17 protein-coding genes and 1 pseudogene are annotated in these 19,366 nt (G+C 41.8%); all 18 read left to right on the forward strand.

Features of this window, described 5'->3' with window-relative positions; all coding sequences use genetic code 11:
• Positions 1-27: 27 nt before the first annotated feature.
• The 18 genes and pseudogenes from IDJ76_RS09285 (at position 28) to IDJ76_RS09370 (ending at position 19,342) form a co-directional block, all read left to right on the forward strand.
• Positions 28-810, forward strand: a complete 783-nt coding sequence (locus IDJ76_RS09285; RefSeq protein WP_191163021.1) for a polysaccharide biosynthesis/export family protein — start codon at positions 28-30, stop codon at positions 808-810.
• A 14-nt stretch (positions 811-824) separates the two neighbouring features.
• On the forward strand, positions 825-3,254 hold the full coding sequence (locus IDJ76_RS09290; RefSeq protein WP_224746265.1) for a GumC family protein: 2,430 nt from the start codon (positions 825-827) through the stop codon (positions 3,252-3,254).
• Between the two features lie 38 nt (positions 3,255-3,292).
• Positions 3,293-4,168: an ABC transporter permease gene (locus tag IDJ76_RS09295; RefSeq protein WP_191163023.1), complete on the forward strand. Its 876-nt coding sequence runs from the start codon at positions 3,293-3,295 to the stop codon at positions 4,166-4,168.
• Positions 4,169-4,189: 21 nt separating this feature from the next.
• Positions 4,190-5,440 carry an ABC transporter ATP-binding protein gene (locus IDJ76_RS09300; protein ID WP_191163024.1) on the forward strand — a complete coding sequence of 417 codons (1,251 nt, stop codon included), beginning with the start codon at positions 4,190-4,192 and terminating at the stop codon, positions 5,438-5,440.
• Position 5,441: 1 nt separating this feature from the next.
• Complete coding sequence (locus tag IDJ76_RS09305; RefSeq protein WP_191163025.1) at positions 5,442-6,275, forward strand: class I SAM-dependent methyltransferase; 834 nt, start codon at positions 5,442-5,444, stop codon at positions 6,273-6,275.
• The gene (locus IDJ76_RS09310) at positions 6,272-7,297 is read left to right on the forward strand and encodes a glycosyltransferase family 2 protein (RefSeq protein WP_191163026.1); all 1,026 of its coding nucleotides are present in this window, start codon (positions 6,272-6,274) and stop codon (positions 7,295-7,297) included. The genes IDJ76_RS09305 and IDJ76_RS09310 overlap by 4 nt, the downstream gene beginning before the upstream one ends.
• On the forward strand, positions 7,297-8,187 hold the full coding sequence (locus tag IDJ76_RS09315; protein WP_191163027.1) for an alpha-1,2-fucosyltransferase: 891 nt from the start codon (positions 7,297-7,299) through the stop codon (positions 8,185-8,187). Before IDJ76_RS09310 ends, IDJ76_RS09315 begins: the two co-directional genes overlap by 1 nt.
• 6 nt (positions 8,188-8,193) lie before the next feature.
• Positions 8,194-8,997 carry a glycosyltransferase family 2 protein gene (locus IDJ76_RS09320; protein WP_191163028.1) on the forward strand — a complete coding sequence of 268 codons (804 nt, stop codon included), beginning with the start codon at positions 8,194-8,196 and terminating at the stop codon, positions 8,995-8,997.
• On the forward strand, positions 8,997-9,932 hold the full coding sequence (locus IDJ76_RS09325) for a glycosyltransferase family 2 protein (protein WP_191163029.1): 936 nt from the start codon (positions 8,997-8,999) through the stop codon (positions 9,930-9,932). The genes IDJ76_RS09320 and IDJ76_RS09325 overlap by 1 nt, the downstream gene beginning before the upstream one ends.
• Entirely contained in the window at positions 9,929-10,771 is an 843-nt protein-coding gene (locus IDJ76_RS09330; RefSeq protein ID WP_191163030.1) for a DUF5672 family protein, read from the forward strand. The genes IDJ76_RS09325 and IDJ76_RS09330 overlap by 4 nt, the downstream gene beginning before the upstream one ends.
• A gap of 9 nt (positions 10,772-10,780) precedes the next feature.
• Positions 10,781-11,950: a glycosyltransferase family protein gene (locus IDJ76_RS09335; protein WP_191163031.1), complete on the forward strand. Its 1,170-nt coding sequence runs from the start codon at positions 10,781-10,783 to the stop codon at positions 11,948-11,950.
• Positions 11,951-11,961: 11 nt separating this feature from the next.
• Positions 11,962-13,074 (forward strand): glycosyltransferase family protein, encoded by a 1,113-nt coding sequence (locus tag IDJ76_RS09340; RefSeq protein WP_191163032.1) that lies wholly within the window; start codon positions 11,962-11,964, stop codon positions 13,072-13,074.
• A gap of 92 nt (positions 13,075-13,166) precedes the next feature.
• A complete protein-coding gene (locus IDJ76_RS09345) occupies positions 13,167-14,234 on the forward strand; it encodes an NAD-dependent epimerase/dehydratase family protein (protein WP_191163033.1) in 1,068 nt (355 codons plus the stop codon).
• A gap of 1 nt (position 14,235) precedes the next feature.
• Entirely contained in the window at positions 14,236-15,360 is a 1,125-nt protein-coding gene (locus tag IDJ76_RS09350; protein WP_191163034.1) for a glycosyltransferase, read from the forward strand.
• A gap of 350 nt (positions 15,361-15,710) precedes the next feature.
• Positions 15,711-15,869 (forward strand): annotated as a pseudogene (locus IDJ76_RS21205) (DapH/DapD/GlmU-related protein); the annotation flags it as partial.
• Between the two features lie 506 nt (positions 15,870-16,375).
• Entirely contained in the window at positions 16,376-17,503 is a 1,128-nt protein-coding gene (locus tag IDJ76_RS09360) for a glycosyltransferase family protein (protein ID WP_191163036.1), read from the forward strand.
• Positions 17,503-18,096, forward strand: coding sequence for an acyltransferase (locus IDJ76_RS21130; RefSeq protein ID WP_191163037.1), 594 nt, complete (start codon positions 17,503-17,505; stop codon positions 18,094-18,096). Before IDJ76_RS09360 ends, IDJ76_RS21130 begins: the two co-directional genes overlap by 1 nt.
• Positions 18,097-18,109: 13 nt before the next feature.
• Positions 18,110-19,342 (forward strand): glycosyltransferase family 4 protein, encoded by a 1,233-nt coding sequence (locus IDJ76_RS09370; RefSeq protein ID WP_191163038.1) that lies wholly within the window; start codon positions 18,110-18,112, stop codon positions 19,340-19,342.
• Positions 19,343-19,366: the final 24 nt, after the last annotated feature.

Here is a 19,366-nt window from a genome sequence, read left to right on the forward strand (position 1 = left end):
TAAAGTAGCGTGGATTGCCGTGATTATATGAAAAAAAACTACTACTCCCTATTCATTATTCTTTTAGCATTTATATCACTGTCTTCGTTAAATTCATGTGTTACAGCTAAGAAAATCACTTATTTTAATAACATTCTTACCGATAGTGTTGCCGATATACCACCTAATAAACTGCAAACAGTAATTAGCCGTAATGACCTTTTAAGCATAAATATATCAACGCCGGATGCTGCAACCAATGCTTTACTTAATTCACGACAGGCCGTTAATGAGGCCGCAGGTGCAGGTGGAGTAAGTGGTTATTTAGTTGATGAAAATGGCGAATTGAAAATACCATTAATTGGTACTGTGAAAGCCGCCGGGCTAACAAAAATACAGCTGGCTAACACCATTGCAGAGCAATTGGTGAGTAAAAAATTGGCTAAAGATCCAATTGTAAATATCCGGGTAGTTAACTTTAAGATAACTGTAATAGGCGAGGTAACCCGCCCTGGTGTGATACAAATTCCTAACGAACGTGTAACCTTACCTGAGGCTATAGGCTTTGCGGGCGACCTTACCCCATTTGGTAAGCGGGATAACGTTTTGCTGATACGTGAAGTGGGCGGCAAAAGGATCTTTAAACGCTTTAGCCTGAATAAAGACCAAATGTTTGACCCGTCTATCTATAATCTGCAAAACCAGGATGTTATTTATGTTGAGCCTAATAGTGCACGGGCGGCCAATGCAGATCGTTTTACCCAACTGGTACCAATACTGTTTAGCAGTATATCGGTTATAGTACTTCTCTATTCTATTTTCTTTAGGTAAATCATTAGTTTTTAATGAAAAATAATAGCCAGAATATAAATAATCCTTTCGAAGGGTCAACTACAAAAAATGCACTTGAGGCAATTGCCTTCAGATACTTGCCATTTTGGCCGATTTTTGTGCTTACAATAATCACATCATTAGTAGTTAGTCACTTTTATATTCATTATCAAACCCCCATTTACGAATCGACCGCTATGATCTTGCTAAAAGATCAAAACGGTGGCAGTACCGATGCAAGTGTATTGGCGGCTTTGGGTGTTGCAAACTCGCAAAAAACTGTCGAGAATGAGTTGGAGGTTTTAAAATCCCGTATTTTATTACAAAGCGTAGTAAAAAACATGAGCCTCTACACCCAGATATATAATAAAGGCGCATTACGGGATATACTTATTTATCCTGCTCCGGTTACGTTTCAGGCTGTAAATTCCGATAAAGTTCCTGATGTGGGGAACGTACCTATCTCGTTCACCTTTTTGAAATCGCAAAACGCTATAATTTTAGGTGATAAAAAGTATCCGCTTTCAACGCCTGTGCATACTCCCTATGGCGATTTTATTATTAACGTAACACGCGAAGCTTCAGAAATGCAGTTCAAAGGCGAATATTATGCTAACATTCGCAGCACAAAAACCACTGCCAGGCAAATAGCCGGTGCGCTAAAAGTGGCAATAGGAGCCAGAAACTCGTCGTTAATTAGTATTACTCTTGCAGATCAGGTGCCGTTGCGGGCCGAAGATATTATTAACAACCTTATAAATGTTTATAATAATGCCGGTATTGAGTATAAAAATGCAACTGCGTTAAACACGCTTAATTTTATCAACAACAGGTTGTTGGTTGTTACCAAAGAACTTTCAAGCGTTGAAGGTAAGATGGAAGAATTCCGTTCGTCGCAGGGCATTGTTAATTTGTCGGCAGAGGGTGTGTCTTACATGAGCAACCGCCAGGCTAATGCCGAAAAGCTTGCCCAGATTCAGATCCAGCTAGATGTGCTTGACCAAATACAAAAATTTGTGATCAAGCAAGGGTCGGGTGGTGCCGCATTGGTACCGTCAACACTTGGCCTTAATGATCCTATACTCACTCAATTATTAGAAAGGCTTTATGCTGCAGAGCTTGAACTTAAAACAACCAGCCAAACCGCTGGTGAGAATTCGCCCGTTATCGTTGCCATAAAGCAGCGGATCGCTCAAATGAAGCCGGATGTTTTAGAAAATATCGGTTCGTTACGTCAAAATTTGGAGGCAACTCTCAACCGGCTCGAAACTGATGGTGGTATCAATACATCTTCATTAAAGGCATTACCGCAAAAGGAGCGTACATTTCTGGAAATCAGCCGTAACCAAACTATAAAAAATAATATTTATACCTTATTGCTCACTAAGCGCGAGGAGGTACAACTTACCCGTGCGGCATCTGTTGCCGATAGCAGAGTTGTCAATTATGCTGAAAGTAAAGGCCCCATAAAGCCTATTCCATTAAATATTTATTTATTGGGCTTATCAGTAGGGGTAATTGCAGGGGTTGTGTTTGTATTGATAAGGGAACAATATAACCAGGAGGTGCTGTTCCGGTCTGAAATTGAAAAGGCCACAGACACACCAATACTAGCCGAAATACTGCATGATGAAAGCGGGAAAAATATTGTAATAAAAGACGGCAGCCGGACTATTATTGCCGAGCAATTCAGGGCACTGCGCACCGCATTAAGTTTTATCGGAATAAACAGTGAAAAGAAAACAATCCTCGTAACCTCGTCGCTATCTGGCGAAGGTAAGAGCTTTACAGCTGTTAACCTGGCAGCAAGTTTAGCTATTACAGGCAAAAAAGTAGCGATACTGGAATTTGACTTGCGTAAGCCTAAGATAAGCAAGATGATGGAAATTAACCAGGAGCCCGGTATTAGTAATTATATGGCAGGTACGGCAACTTATGGTCAAATAAAGGTTTCAATGGCTGATAGAAAGCTGCCGGGTTTGATTATATTGCCTGCCGGAGCCATTCCGCCTAACCCTACCGAGTTAATGTTAAACGGCCGCTTAGATGAATTAATGACTGAATTGAAAGCTGAATTTGATTTTATATTAATTGATTCGCCTCCAATAGGCTTAGTAACAGATGCTAAAATACTGAATAGATATGTTGATGCTTGCCTGTATATGGTTAGGCATAAATATACACCAAAGTATTATTTGAAGTTAATTGATAGCCTGTATACTAACAAAGAGTTAACAAATATAAACATTGTGTTTAATGGACTAAAAATGCGCGGTGTATTAGGCGGTTATCGCCAGGGTTCAAGCTATGGTTCGGGCTACGGATATGGTTCGGGCTACGGTTATGGTGCGGGTTATGGTTACACCGAAGAGGCAGAGAGAAAAGGACTGAAGTCAAGGGTGTCGCGCGTTTTTAAGAAAAAATCCGTTCGGAGCAGGAATTAATACCTGTTAAGGCAGGCGTATATATCTAATAAATATCAATGGATACAAACAGTACAAATCAGGAATGGGATTTAGAAATTAAGCCTCATGATACTGTTTTCAACTTGCATTTAAAAGACGTTTGGAACTATCGTGACCTGCTATGGTTACTTGTTAGGCGTGATTTTGTTTCATTTTACAAGCAAACTATTTTGGGGCCGCTCTGGTTTTTTATACAGCCCATATTCACCACTATTGTATTTACATTTGTGTTTGGTAAGCTGGCTAACATACAAACCGGGAGTGCACCGCAGCCCTTATTTTACATGGCCGGAACCATTGCCTGGAATTATTTTGCCGATTGCCTTAACAAAACATCCACTGTTTTTAGGGATAACGCAGGTATATTTGGCAAAGTATATTTTCCTCGTTTAATAATGCCCTTAAGCATAGTAGTATCTAACCTGGTTAAGTTTGGTGTTCAGTTTTTGCTATTTTTTATACTTTTTGGTTATTACCTCATACGCTATCATTTCTTTGGTGCTAAAGAACCGGTTATTCCTAACTGGTATATTTTGTTATTCCCGGTTATCATGTTGGCGATGGCATGGCTCGGTTTAGGTATTGGTCTTATTATCACAGCTTTAACTACTAAGTATCGTGATTTGGCATTTGTTGTAACCTTCGGTATGCAGCTTTTTATGTATGCTACGCCTGTTATTTATCCACTCAGTTCAGTTTTAAATAAATACCATGGCATAATCGCTTATAATCCAATGAGTGGGCTGATAGAAACCTTCAGATATGCATTTACGGGTAGCGGAACGTTTTTTGCCGGGCCTTTCCTTTACAGTTTAGCTGCCAGTATTCTTTTCTTTTTAGTCGGTTTGGTTGTTTTTAACCGCGTCGAGAAAAATTTTGTTGATACCATTTAAGCTTCCGCTTAATATTTTACCATGAGTGATATAGCCATTAAAGCCGAAAATTTATCTAAAGCATATCAGTTAGGTGATTTTGGTACAGGCACGCTTAGTAATGATATAAATCGGTGGTGGTCGTTAGTACGCGGTAAAGAAGACCCGTTCCTTAAAATCGGCGAAGCCAATGACAGGGCCATAAAAGGCACCACTGATGTTGTTTGGAGTTTAAAAGATCTTAATTTCGAAATTAAACAGGGCGACGCGGTAGGTATAATCGGGCGTAACGGGGCTGGTAAAAGTACGCTGCTTAAATTACTTAGCCGCGTTACCGCGCCAACAACAGGTATGATCAAAGCAAAGGGGCGCATTGCCAGTTTGCTTGAAGTTGGCACGGGTTTCCATCCTGATTTAACCGGTCGCGAAAATATTTTCCTTAACGGTGCAATATTGGGTATGCGCAAGTACGAGATAGCCCGAAAATTTGATGAGATAGTTGACTTTTCGGGAGTAGAGCGTTATATAGATACACCCGTAAAACGATATAGCAGCGGTATGTATGTAAGGCTCGCCTTTGCCATTGCAGCCTACCTTGAGTCGGAAATATTAATAGTTGACGAGGTACTTGCCGTTGGCGATGCCGAGTTTCAGCGGAAGTGTCTTGGTAAAATGAGTGAGGTAAGCAAAGGAGAGGGGCGCACAGTTTTATTTGTTAGTCATAACCTAAATTCGGTTTTAACATTGTGCGCAAAAGGAATTTACCTTAAAAATGGCGCATTGGAGTTAAGTGCCAACATTGATGAGGTAGTACGCGCCTATGCAAAGGAGCGCGATACCGAATATTCAAGGGACGTTAAGATAATAAGTGAAGGCAAACAGGCCTGGCTGTCAAATTTTAAGATAACTGACCATGCAGGCAGCGAGCATTTAGAAATGGAAAGCCCGGTGCTTATCGAAGTGGAGGTAGAATCAACCGCGCAGTTTGATAATATACAAATTGGGATAGGTATCAACGATTACAATGAAGTGAGGCTGCTCACTCTTTTTAGCAAATTTTACAACAAAGCGTTCACATTGCATCAGGGGAGTAATAAATTAAGTTGTAAAATGGACAGATTGAATTTGAAGCCCGGCTTGTACAAGGTGGAGATTTTTATAGGTAGCGATCACCTCAACCTCGATTATTACAGTAGTGGTTTGCAATTCGAAATTTTCCCATCTTTAAACACAAATCACCTGTTGCCCGATTCAAGCCAGGGTAGCATGTTTGTTAATCAAAACTGGTTTTAATATGGGCAGCGTAAGTAATCCCGAAGAAGAGATTTTTTGTTTAAAATACGAATTGGATACACTTGCCAACGTTTTATTGCGCAGTGAATCTGAGCGTTGGGTGCCGGGATATTTGCAGGAAAAAACAGAGCATTCGCATATCGGGCGGTACAATCTTGCTTGTAATTATACAAACAACAAACAAGTAATTGATATTGCCTGTGGTGTAGGCAAAGGGAGTTTTACGATGGGTACTAAAGGTAAGGCTACAAGTGTTAAAGGTTTTGATATCCAACCAGAAGCTATCAGATATGCCAAATGGCGGTATAGTGCACCGAATGTGCAGTTCGACATTAACAACGCCGAAGAACTGTGTATTACTAATGAATTTGATCTGGCGGTTAGTTTTGAGACTGTAGAACACTTGCCAAACTATCGCGACTTTTTTGCAAGCATAGCTAATTGCCTGAAACCCGATGGCAGGTTTTTGCTCTCTACTCCAATATCACCCTTATCCCTTGATGCCAGCCCGGCTAACCCTTATCACGAGCAGGAGTGGGGCTTCGAAAAATTTCAGCAAGTTTTATCAGAATATTTCGAGATTGAAGAGGTGTTTGTACAGCTCTACCCTAAATTACCGGATGTGTTGCCGGCACCGTCACGTTCTATATTGGCAAGAATAGGCACAAAGATAAAAAACACTTTTTTTCCCGGGCCGGGGCCTGTTGTTATCCCAGTCAACCCTGGTAATGGATTCAGCACAATAGAAAAGTATACCGGCCAGTATCCACTAAGCGAGTTGGGTACAACACGCCAGGGTTACCAGATAGTATTAGTCAAAAAGAAGGCAGCATGATAGATCTTGCCGTTGTGATACCGGCCTACAAGGCGCAATATTTCGAAGACACCTTAAGTTCGCTCGCCGCCCAAACCAACAAAAACTTTAACGTTTATATAGGTGACGATTATAGCCCCGATAACCTGCGCAGCATAGCCGACAAATTTAGCGGTAGGCTCAATATAAACTATACCCGTTTTCCAGAAAATATCGGGCCAAGGAATTTAGTTAAGCAATGGAAACGCTGTATAGACTTGGTAAATAACCACGAAGAATGGTTATGGCTTTTCTCGGATGATGATATTGCCGATCCTGATTGTGTGGCGCGTTTCTACACAGCACTTGGTCAAAACGGCGACCGTTTTGATATTTACCGTTTTAATACCGTTACCATCGATGGTGTTGGAAACATAGTGCAACCAAATGCCACCGGGCCTAAAGAGGAGAGCGGAGAGCAAATGGCCTATCACTTATTACGGGGCGAAAGAGGCAACTCCATGCCCGATCATATATTCTCGAGAGCCATTTATGATTATTGCGGTGGTTTTGTTGAAACAGATTTTGCACAAGGTGCCGATTGGGCAACATCTGTTTTGTTCGCCCAACAAAAAGGGATATGTATCATACCTCAGGCTAAGGTATATTGGCGTAAAAGCGGGGTGAATATATCGTCGGTTGCGGCGATAAATGAAGGTGCCATGATCAAAGGGCACCTGCAATTCATTAGCTGGATGCTAAGGCATTTCGGCTACTTAAAAAATACACCTTCGGGCATTACTTATCATATGATGGTGGGAGCCGTGATAGTGAATATACGGCAGGTTATGATCCATCATTTTAAAAAGCTCAGTTTTTATAACGCCCGAATATTGCTCAATTTTTATAAAAGCGAATTGGGGCTATCTTTTTATGAAAGCATTAAGCAGGTATATTTAATAAAAGAGGGTACAGTGCCATTTATCCGAAAAGTGTCCGATCTTTATGTCAGGTTTAGCAGTGGCTTGAAAAGCAGGATTTTTAAGAATAGTTCAGCTCGATAATGATAATCTCAAAAGTTATAAGTGGTTTGGGTAATCAGCTTTTTCAATATGCGCTGGCAAGGCAAATCGCTATAAAAAACAATGATGATCTTAAGCTGGACATATCCTTTTATGAAAGTCAAAACTTGCGTAATTATACACTTAATTATTACAACATTAAAGCCGCAATTGCCACCCGCACAGATGTTGAAAAAGTTATAGGTTTATATGAACAAACCAGCCCGTACGCAAGGCTACATTGTACGGCTGAACGATACCTACCTAAACAATACAAAAGATTTTACAAAGAAGCCCAATGGTGGGGTTACGAACCCAATGTGTTTAAAATAAAGGGAGATGTTTTTTTAGAAGGTTACTGGCAACATTATAAGTATTTTCAAAATATACAGCCGCAAATATTTGATGAGTTGAACTTGACAAATGCCGTGGGTATTAATGATTACGCCATATACCGGCAGGTAAAGCAGGATGAGCGGTCAGTATCGTTGCACATTCGCCGGGGTGATTACCTTACAGATACCGATGCAAACAAATTAATGGGAATTCTTCCACTGCAATATTACAGGGACGCCATCGGATATATCAGTGAGCGGTTGGCCGATCCGCAGTTCTATATTTTTTCAGATGACCTTGATTGGGCCCGTGATAACCTTACAATTGATGCACCTGTAAACTTTGTTGATATTGATAACGGTAAAAAAGACTATATTGAACTTGCCGTAATGAGCGCTTGCCGGCATAACATATTAGCAAACAGTTCATTTAGTTGGTGGGGGGCGTTTCTTAATCAAAACCGGGATAAAATTGTAATATCGCCCCGTGATTGGATTAAGCAGCCCGAGATCAATAACAGGACATACCTGCAATTGCCGGGCTGGGTTAAAATGTAGTTAATAATGCAGCAACCAACAGTATCTATAATTATACCTTGTTATAACTCGGGCCAATATTTGACCGATGCTTTAAATAGCGTAAAAACCTATCCGGATCAATCAATACTTGAGGTTATAATCATTGATGATGGATCATCTGAACAAGTGACAATAGATTTATTGAACAAGCTAAAAGCCGAATACACAGTTTTACGTCAGGAAAATAAAGGCCCTGCCGCGGCCCGCAATGCCGGTGTTAAGATAGCCAAAAGTGAATTTTTGCTTTTTTTAGATAGCGATAACAAGATTCGTAAAGAATACATTGAAAAAGGGTTGACAGTTTTAACATCCCGGCTGGATATAAGTATTATACACGGCAAGCCTGTTTTTTTCGGCGACACTGCTGAACCGCGGTTCGATACCGGCCCGTTTGATCTGGATAAGATACTGAAGCAAAATTATATAGATACTTGCGTAGTTATGCGTAAAAGTACTTGGCAGGCATTGAATGGCCAAGATGAAGACCGCCGCATAATAGGCCACGAAGATTGGGACTTTTGGATCCGCGCGGCCGAAGCCGGTTACCAGTTTAAGTATTTGGACGAGGTATTATTTGAATATAGAATTTCAGCGTCATCATTAGTAAAGCCATCTATGCAGATAGGAGGGAATCAAACCATCATGGCCTACATGTACGGCAAGCACGCATTACTTGTTAACCGGCAATATACAAGGCTATATAACCTTCTTAATATTTACAAGGATGATCAACGCCGTCCTTTACGGTCATTCATTAAATTTGCGTACCATAAATATTTTCGTAAATAATGGTATCAGTCATCATCCCTAATTATAACCACGCACCCTACTTAAACGATCGGCTCAACTCTGTATTGGCACAAACTTATCAGGATTTTGAACTAATCATACTCGACGACTGTTCAACAGACGGCAGCTTTGAAATTATCCGGAGATATGGCAATAATCCAAAAGTTAGCCATATCGTAGTTAATAGCGCAAACAGCGGCGGCCCCTTTCATCAGTGGAAAAAAGGTATCGTATTAGCTAAAGGCGATTACGTTTGGATAGCTGAAAGTGACGATTGGTGCGAGCCAACTTTGCTGGAAACACTCGTAAATGCATTGGATGCTAATAAAAATTGTGTTTTAGCTTACGTGCAAACCCATACAATAAATGATGGCAACACTATATTACAAACATCGGCGCATAACAAACTTGCCGAACTGGTGCCCGGGAAAGAATATATCAAAAGTTATTTAACTGCCTCTTGTTCTATTTGGAATGCCAGTATGCTGGTTTTTAGGAAGCGGTACTTTAGCAATGTGTCAGACCGTTTCACACCCTTTAAAATGAGCGGCGACTGGCTGTTTTATATCGAAATGGCCCGCCAGGGCGATGTTTTTATATCAGGTAAGGTGCTTAATTATTTCCGTAATCACGATAAAGATGTAAGCGGCAAAATGTATAGCACGGGCAAAAACTACCTGGAAGAAATTGAGATATTGAAGATATTAGCAAACGACGGACAGATTTCTCCGGCCGATTATAAAAGCAATTTGTTAGAAAAATTCGTCCGGTACACTGTTCATAAATACAAGTTTACAGCAGCAGTGAAGGGGCGTATCGAAGAAGCTTTTTATAGTAATGGTACAGCATCATATAAAAACTATCTGCGCGTTAATGGCACACTAAAATTATTACAGATTCGCGCGCAACGGCGCCTAAATATGCTGTTTAAATGAACAGGGATTTAAACATTTGTGTAGTTATCCCGGTGCATCAACCAGTGCCCTCGGTACATGAGTTGATCTCGCTAAAAGCAGCCGCATCGAAATTAAATATTTATGATTGTTATCTCGTACACCCGCAGGGTATGGATATTTCAGCCTACACTGCTGTTTTTGCAAATTTGATATTGCAGCCTGTTGATGCCCTTTGCTTGACATCTGTAGAGCAATATAACAAATTGAAACTAAACCTTGCTTTTTACAAGCTGTTTGAGGCCTATCAATACATGCTAACGTACGAGTTGGATGCCTACATATTTGATGCCGATTTTGAGGCCGTAGGCGCACTGGAGTTTGATTTTATAGGCGCTCCTTTTTTCGAAGGTTATTGGGATGCGGCGCCCGGAGCTCAACTGGTAAAGGGGTGTAATTCGGGTTTTTCTATTCGTAATAATCATTCTTGTATACAGGTACTTAGCGCAATGGGCCGTTTTAAACCGGGTTGGTTCTTGTATAGGGTTTCGCTCGCTTATTCATCAAGACTGCGGCAATGGCTCAATAAAATTACAGGGGGTAAGTATGAAATTTATTTGAGTGGTAAATTTGCTTTTTACTTTGCAGATTTTCATTTAAACGAGGATGTGGTATGGACGGAAGTAGTGCCACAAATGTTCCCGTGCTTTAAAGTAGCCGACCCAATAAGCGCTTTGAAATTTAGTTTTGAATATAACCTTGCCGATTCATTGCGTTTAAACGGCGATAAGTTACCTTTGGGCTGCCATGCATGGCAAAAACATATTGACTTTTGGGGGCCGTATATAGACGCTAGGAAGCCTACGAACGATTTAGAATAAGGCAATTAAATGAGGTTTGATTTTTATGTTTCGGCAATGTCTGTTTCTGATCTGCACGGCGGGGGGCTAACCCTGCAACGTGTATTGGGGGACGACCTCGAGGACATTGCTTACTTTATACATGTTAATCGTTTTGGTAGTGATATCCCAATTTCACCAAAATTTCAAAGCAGGAGCATTGATATCCCTTCGCTTTGGGATAGCGATATTGCCAGGAAGATATTAGGCCGCACGCTATCGGCCAAGTTGAGCCGCATGCCGGTAATGATAAAATTACATTCCAAACATACAGCCAAAGTTATTAAAACCAGGTTTGGCAAAAAACGCGAATTGCACGCGCTGATATGCCCGCAGGGTGCAGACGCTATTAATGCTATCCACCAGTTAAAAAAGGTAAAGCGGGTAAAATATATTACCTGGGTGATGGACGATCATTTACTGCAATATGTAAATGGAGTGTGGCAATATCCTGAATTTGTTGAAAATATTTTTGCCGATCATTTGCGCAAAGCGCAACATGTTTTTGTAATAAGCCCTGCCATGCAGCAGTTTTACGAAGAAAGATTTGGGGTAAGCTCCACAGTATTATTCGGATCTTCGGATAGGCCGGAAGATGCTCCTGAATATTGTGTTAATAAAGAGAGCGCGTTAAGAATCGGTTATTTTGGCGCTGTTGCATCGTGGCAACACGATGCATTACTTGCCGTAAAAAATGCAATCGAAGATACTTCAACAAAGCTTGATATTTATTCAGGCGTTGAAGAGTTCCCTGCGGAATTGCAATCGGCCGAAGTGAATTTCAAGGGGAGGGTAGCACCGCACGAAGTACAAACTACGATGCTTGATTATGATGCCATGTTGCTACCCATTAGTTTTGAAGATGGGCTGCGTAACATGTCGCAGTTTAATATAGCCACTAAGATGAGCGAATATCTGGCATGCGGGATCCCGATTGTTGTTGTTGGGCCCCCGTATGCAGCAATGGTTAATTATTTGCAGGAACATAACGCGGCGATAGTAATATCTTCTAATGCCAAAGATGATATCATCAACGGAATGGAGCAACTCAGAAGCGAGGCGTTGATACAAGAGATATTAAAAAATGCCGAAACCCTCGTAAATACAGAAGTAGGCACTTTGCCCATGCGCAAAAGGTGGTCATCCGTTGTAAATTCATAATTCAAATTACTTTGAAGATACTTTCCTATCATCCGTTCTCTTTAAATGCCAACGGTGGCGGCAGCCGCATATTACGAAGGTTGTATGAGGGGCACGAGCATGATGTAGAAACAATTATCGTTTCAGAATCGATAGTCAAATCTGCTCGGGGGAAGGTAAAAGAAACAGTAGTTCATGCAAATCCGGTAATTAGGCCCTGGGCCAGGTGGAGAATACGTAACCTGCTGATATGGCTGCGTGTGGGTGCTTTCAAGCCTAACACCATTAAAAAAATTCGCAAGGCTGCGGCAAAAATTAATTATGACGTTTTGCATGTGGTTAACCACTATATTTTTTCGGCTGCTTTGTGCGATGAAGAATTTACCAGGGGTAAAAAACTATGGGTATCGTTCCATGATCATTATAACGAAATTAAGAGCCCCGTTGCAGATACCCGTAAACTTTGGGCAGCCGCACATCGGCGCTTAGTCATATCACATGAGTTAGGCCAAAAATATCAGCTGGAATTTGGGCAAAGGCCATATGAAATTATTACCGATGGTGTTACCAAAACTGAAATAAACCGGGATATCCGCAAACGCTCACCGTTGATAACCATTTATTTTGCCGGATTGCTGCACATTACTTATTTGCCTTTGTTTGATGCTTTAGCCAAGGCTTTAGATGTGTTGAATAAACAAGGTTTATCATTTAAACTCATATTGCGCGGAACACAACAGCTTAAATTTTTGCAGAACCGTGCTTTTGAAACCATATATCGCCCAATGACCCTTGATCAAAAGGAGTTAAAAGCAGAATTAGATGAGGCAGATATTTTGTATCTTCCCATCAAGTTCACAAGTCCCGATTTTTACTTATACAGCCTGTCTACTAAAATGGTGGGTTATTTGGCATCGCCAGGTGCAATACTATATCACGGGCCCGGCGATAGTGCGGCTTGCAGCTTGCTCCAACAACATGATGCGGCGGTTTGTTGTACAGGGTTAACTGCTGATGATTTAGCCAATGATATCAGGCAATGCTTAACTGCAGCAGAAGAAATATCTGCGGCAGCTAAGGTTTTGGTGGCTAACAGGTTTGACTTGGAGGCAATAAGAGAGCGCTTTTGGATGGGTGCAGTGTGATTTTTTTAGTACTTTATTAGCATTATTGTGTTGCCACTAAATAATTAACTTTGTGGGTTGCGGTTGCGCAACGCTTACTATGCTACCAGTACATGTTTAATAAGTCAAAAAAAATATTAGTTACCGGGTCGTCAGGCTTAATAGGTTCAGAGGTATGCTTACATTTTGCTGCCCTGGGCTGGGAGATACACGGGTTGGATAACAACCAACGCGCCGTATTTTTTGGCGAACAGGGCGACACGCGTTGGAACCAGAACAGGATTCAAAAGCAATTGGGTAAAAGTTTTATTCACCACGAATTGGATATCCGCGACCGGCCTGGTGTATTGGCTTTGTTAAACGAGATAAGGCCGGTAGCTGTTGTTCATGCCGCGGCACAACCCTCGCATGACCGTGCCGCCGCTATCCCTTTTGATGACTTTGATACCAATGCCTTAGGTACCTTAAACCTGCTGGAAGCAGTAAGGCAGTTTTGTCCCGAATCGCCATTTATACACCTTTCAACCAATAAGGTTTACGGCGACAAGCCGAATTTTTTAGAGTTGGTTGAAAAAGAAACCCGTTGGGATTACGCCGACCCTCTTTATTACAATGGCATTACCGAAGATTTTTCGATAGACCAGAGCAAACATTCAATTTTTGGCGCGTCTAAAGTAGCTGCTGATATTATGGTGCAGGAGTATGGCCGGTATTTTGGCATTCCTACCTGCTGCCTGCGTGGTGGTTGCTTAACCGGCCCTAACCACTCGGGTGTGGAATTACATGGCTTTTTGAGCTATCTGGTTAAATGCAATATTGAAGGCCGGGAGTACAAAGTATTCGGTTATAAAGGCAAGCAGGTACGTGATAATATCCACTCTTTTGACGTAGCTAATTTTATTGATGCTTTTATCGATAGCCCCAGAGTTGCCGAAGTTTATAATATTGGCGGCGGCCGCGAAAATTCCTGCTCCATTTGGGAAGCTTTTAAAATAGCCGAACAGTTTACCGGTAAGGCGCAGGTGCATAGTTATGTAGAAGAGAACCGCATAGGTGACCATATTTGTTATATTTCCAACCTGGCAAAACTAAGGGCGCACTATCCAAAGTGGGATATCACTATATCTTTAGAAGAAACCATAGGGCAAATTGTATCGGCATTAACCAGTCGTAAGTTATAACATGTCACAAACGCCTGTAAAGATCTTATCTATTCAGCCGGTGTCACTTTACCGTAACGGAGGGGCATCGCGTTTGTTACGACGGTTATACAGCGGTTACGAGAGCAGGATACAGTCTATCGGTGTTTCAGATAACACAGGCGAACTTTTACAGGGCAATATGCCCGAAACCATTATAAAGGCGCGGCCCTTACAACGTACCTGGATGCGGTGGAAAGCGCGTAATCTGGTAATCTGGTTAAGGGAAAAAGTCATCTGCAAGTATACAATGCACCGCATTCGGAAAGCAGCATCAAAAGCTGATTGTCAGGTTATTCATACTATAAGTCATGGTCCGTACACTATGGCCGCTTATCACCCATCAATATTAAAAGGCAAGCAGCTATGGGTATCTTTTCATGATCATTTTATACCGGCAGGCACTTCATTTAACAATACGCAATTACTTTGGGCTAATGCAAACCGGCGGTTGGTTATATCGCAGCAAATGGGTGATGAATATAACCGTTTGTTCGGCACGCAACATTATGAACTGATCACCGATGGTGTGTTAGCCAATGAGCTATCCGCCCCGCGGGCGATGGATAATGTAAAGCTGGTAACTATATATTTTTCTGGCTTGCTGCATAACGAGTATTACCCGCTTTTTGAAATATTGGCTAACGCGCTGGATGTCCTGGCAAATAAAGGTATAGTGTGCGAATTGCTACTTCGTGGTACGCAAAAGCTCGGGTTTTTAAAAAAGCGAAAATTTACCACGCATTACCTCACCGGTTTCGTAAGCGACGAAATGATTAAGCAGGAGATGGATGCCGCCTCAATTCTGTATCTTCCCATTAAATTTAACGATCCGGAGTTTTATCTGTACAGCTTATCAACCAAAATGGTAGGTTACCTGGGTGCGCCAGGCTGTATATTGTACCATGGTCCCGCAGATAGTGCAGCAGGAACAATGCTTCGCGACGCAAACGCCGCAGTAAGTTGTACCTCATTAAATACCGGCGACTTGGTTGGCAAAATTACAGAACTGATAGCTGATAGGGGGGCGGTGTCGGCAAACGCCAAACTGCTTGCCCGCAACAGGTTTGATATGATTACTATTAAAAAGCAATTTTGGCAGGAATAACCTGAATTTAATATTTTGAAAAAATGAGGCGATTGATTGCAGAATTAAGGATTTACATCTGTAACAGGTGGGTGGCAGCTATCCCCAGCCATACGCTCAGGCAGTTTTATTACCGTAACATAATGAAATACGGCATCGGCCACAATACAGCTATATTAATGGATTGTACATTTGATTGTACGCAGCATTTCAGTATCGGCAATAATTCGGTAGTCAACACCAAATGCAGGTTAGATAACAAAAGCAGCATCACAATAGGTAATAACGTATCAATATCTCAAGAGGTAATGATCCTGTCGGCCGATCATGATCCCGACTCGGCAACGTTTACCAGTAGAAATTTACCCGTGGTTATAGAGGACTATGTTTTTATAGGTTCGCGGGCTATAATTATGCCTGGGGTAACAATAGGGTATGGGGCGGTGATTGCAGCAGGGGCATTAGTAAAAGAAAATGTAGAAGCTTATGCGATAGTAGGAGGGGTACCCGCAAAATTCATACGCAAAAGGAACACCGAATTGAGTTACCAGCTATCCTACAGGCGATTATTTCAATAATTACACCTGGTATTTTTTCACCTCTTCGCTCTTCATGATCCTATACCTGTTTGTCATGCATCGGGCACAGAAGAATGTTTTTATGGGTAAAAAGAATAGTAAAGTTTTAAGTAAAAATGGAGTGGGTTTTTTGTAATGATACGGCTGATTGCATTTGCTGCAATAAAGGAAAGGTTTATTCATGTATCGTTATAACTATAAGGTCAGTAAGTTCAAATCAGGGTATTTGGTTTACTGGAGGGGGCAGTAAGATACAAATATGTTAATAATAAAAGTAAGTTTTTTGCTTTAAAATGTAAAAATTTTATGTCAAACGGAAAAGGACCTTACTTTATGATTGCGTTTATGTCTACATAATTTACGAAAGAAAAATGTGATTGGTTGTGATGTTGGTGTATTTTATTTTTATTTACTTTAGTTAAATCCATTGCATTTAATATTATTTTCCAACCAACCTAATGGGTACTACTTCAACTATTCTACAACTCACTTTCTTATGCAGCGGGCTTGAACCGGGCCGCGACGGCGTAGGCGACTATACACGTAGGTTGGCCGCGGCATTAATAAAGCAGGGTCATCATTGTACGGTAATTGCGTTTAATGACCGGTACATATCTGCTGATGAGCAAAGCAAACAAATAGTAGACGATACCGAAGTTTCTATATTTCGTATTGCAGCTGCACAACCTGCGCAACAACGCTTTGCTGCGGTTAAGGCACACGTTCAACAATTTGATCCGCAATGGATCAGTTTGCAATTTGTTCCTTTTGGGTTTCATGCAAAAGGGCTTACATTTGGGTTAAGTAAGTTATTGCTATCGATAAGTAAAACAGCCCAATGGCATCTGATGGTGCACGAACTTTGGGTGGGGATGGATAAACAATCGCCTGCAAAACATATCGCCTGGGGTTGGCTGCAAAAGCAGTTAATACGGTCCCTATTTCGTAAACTTAACCCTGCTGTAATTGCTACCCAATCTTTGCTATATCAAAATCAGCTGGGTAAAATGGGTTTTGACGCTTCTTATTTACCACTGTTTTCAAATATACCTGTTAGCGGTGTTAAGCGGTCACGTTCAGATCGAACCGTTTACCTCATTATATTTGGTAATATTCATTTTGGAGCGCCTGTAAAACAATTTGCAGCAGAAGTTGCTGCACACGGCCAATCGGCTAAAATCAAATACATTTTAAAAATTGTGGGCCATTGTGGTGACGAGCAAGCTGTATGGCTAAAAGAGTGGAAATCGACAGGTATGGATGCGGAATTGGTAGGTCAGCAATCGCCAGATCGGATATCGGCCGAATTGATCAACGCAGATATTGCTATAACCACTACACCAGTAACCATTACAGATAAAAGCGGTTCATTCGCAGCAATGCGTGAGCATGATTTACCGGTGATAAGTGTTTCGCGGCCCTGGCATGCGAACGGATTTGAAAAGATGGCTGTACCCGATGGCGTTTTTTACTACCAAAAGGGTAACTTTAAAGAGTTTTTAAACCGGGCAGCAAACCGGCAACATGCTAAAAGCAACGTTGATGTGTTAGCAAAACAACTAAGCAGTTTATTATATCATATTTAATGGCCAGCCTAAAATACCTTTGGAGTAACCGTGCAAAATTTCCGTTTGCTTCAAACGCGTTTAATCGTGCCTGGGCAAAGCGTTTGCTGTTATTTGGGCGGTTACTTAAAATGAACCGCCGCCGCCGTAAATTGGTCAATAAAGGTGCTGATATTGATAACCGTGCCGAAATTGGCATCGCTAAGATAGACGGGCATAAACACCGGCTAACAGTTGGTGGGTTTTCATTTATAGGCCGGGCCGCTATTGTATTACACGCCAACGTAACCATCGGTAGTTATGTTTGTATCAATGATGGGGTTGAATTATTAACGGCATCGCACGATGTTACCGACCCCGCTTGGGCTCAAGTAGCCAGCGAAATAATTATAGAGGATTATGCCTGGATTGGGCAGGGAGCTATGCTGCTACCCGGCGTTACTATAGGCCGCGGCGCGGTAGTTGGGGCAAGGGCTGTAGTAACCAAATCTGTTGCGGCCGGTGCTATTGTAGCAGGTAACCCTGCAGTTGTGCTACCAAAAACCCGCAGTGAAGAATTAAACTATAACCCGTGTGAATTTTTAGCCACTAACCGGGCATGGCTTGTAGGATGACATTTATAGATATATGAAAGTAGTGGTATCTCATCCAACAGGGAATGCTAATGTACGGGCAGCACTTGCCGGTATGCACAAAGCGCAGCTTTTGGCAGCATACTATACCTCAATAGCGAGTTTTGAAGGAGGCTTGTTAGATAGAATAGGCGCTTTTGGCCCATTGTCAGAAATTCGCCGCCGCAGGCTCGATTCGAAGTTAAAGGCTATAACCCATTTGTCGCCCTTTACGGAGGTCGGCAGGCTGTTTTCAGCGAAGGTGGGTATCGCAAACCTCAACAGGCACGAAACAGGGCTATTTAGTATTGACTCCGTTTACAGAAATATGGACAGGAGGGTTGCGGCGCAATTGGCCAACTTAAAAAATATCAATGCGGTATATGCCTATGAAGATGCCGCCGAACTTACCTTTAATGCGGCCAAAAGTCATGGACTCGAATGTTTATACGACTTGCCCATCGGCTACTGGCGCGCGGCGCGAAGGCTTTTGAAAAATGAGAGCGAACGTCGGCCGGAGTGGGCTGGCACCCTTACCACCTTTAAAGATTCTGAAGCAAAACTGGCACGTAAGGACCGGGAACTATTACTTGCCGATCGCATTTTTGTGGCCAGTACCTTTACCGCCAAAACTCTGCAGGAATATCCAGGTATAATTGCCCCCGTTAAGGTTATCCCTTATGGTTTTCCTGATGTAGGTGATATGAAGCAATATCATAGTTTGGGTAAAAGGCCGTTAAAATTATTATTTGTTGGGGGGCTATCACAACGAAAGGGTATTGCCGAAATGTTCGCTGCGATCGATAAATTGGGAAACCACATAGAGTTAACTATAGTTGGGAAAAAGGTAAATGAAAATTGTGCGGCACTTGATAATGCGCTTGCCAAGCATAAATGGATAGCAAGCCTGCCCCATGCCGAGATATTAAAGCTGATGAAGCAGCATGACGTACTATTATTCCCTTCGTTATTTGAAGGTTTTGGTTTGGTGATAACAGAGGCGATGGCGCAGGGAACCCCTGTGATCACTACTGACCGCACCGCCGGGCCGGATATAATTGAACATGGTAATAACGGCTGGCTTATTAATGCCGGCGACGAACTTGAACTTCAAAACGCGATAGAAAATATTTTAACAAACCGCCAATTAATAGCTAATACGGGCAAAGCTGCTATGCAAACTGCGCTACTAAGGCCCTGGCAGGTTTACAGCGATGAATTAGCAGCGGCAATTATTTATAATAATTAGTATTTTCGGTGTTGCATAGTATTA

Origin of the sequence: Mucilaginibacter glaciei (genome assembly GCF_014773245.1) — a bacterium.
Taxonomy (GTDB): domain Bacteria; phylum Bacteroidota; class Bacteroidia; order Sphingobacteriales; family Sphingobacteriaceae; genus Mucilaginibacter; species Mucilaginibacter glaciei.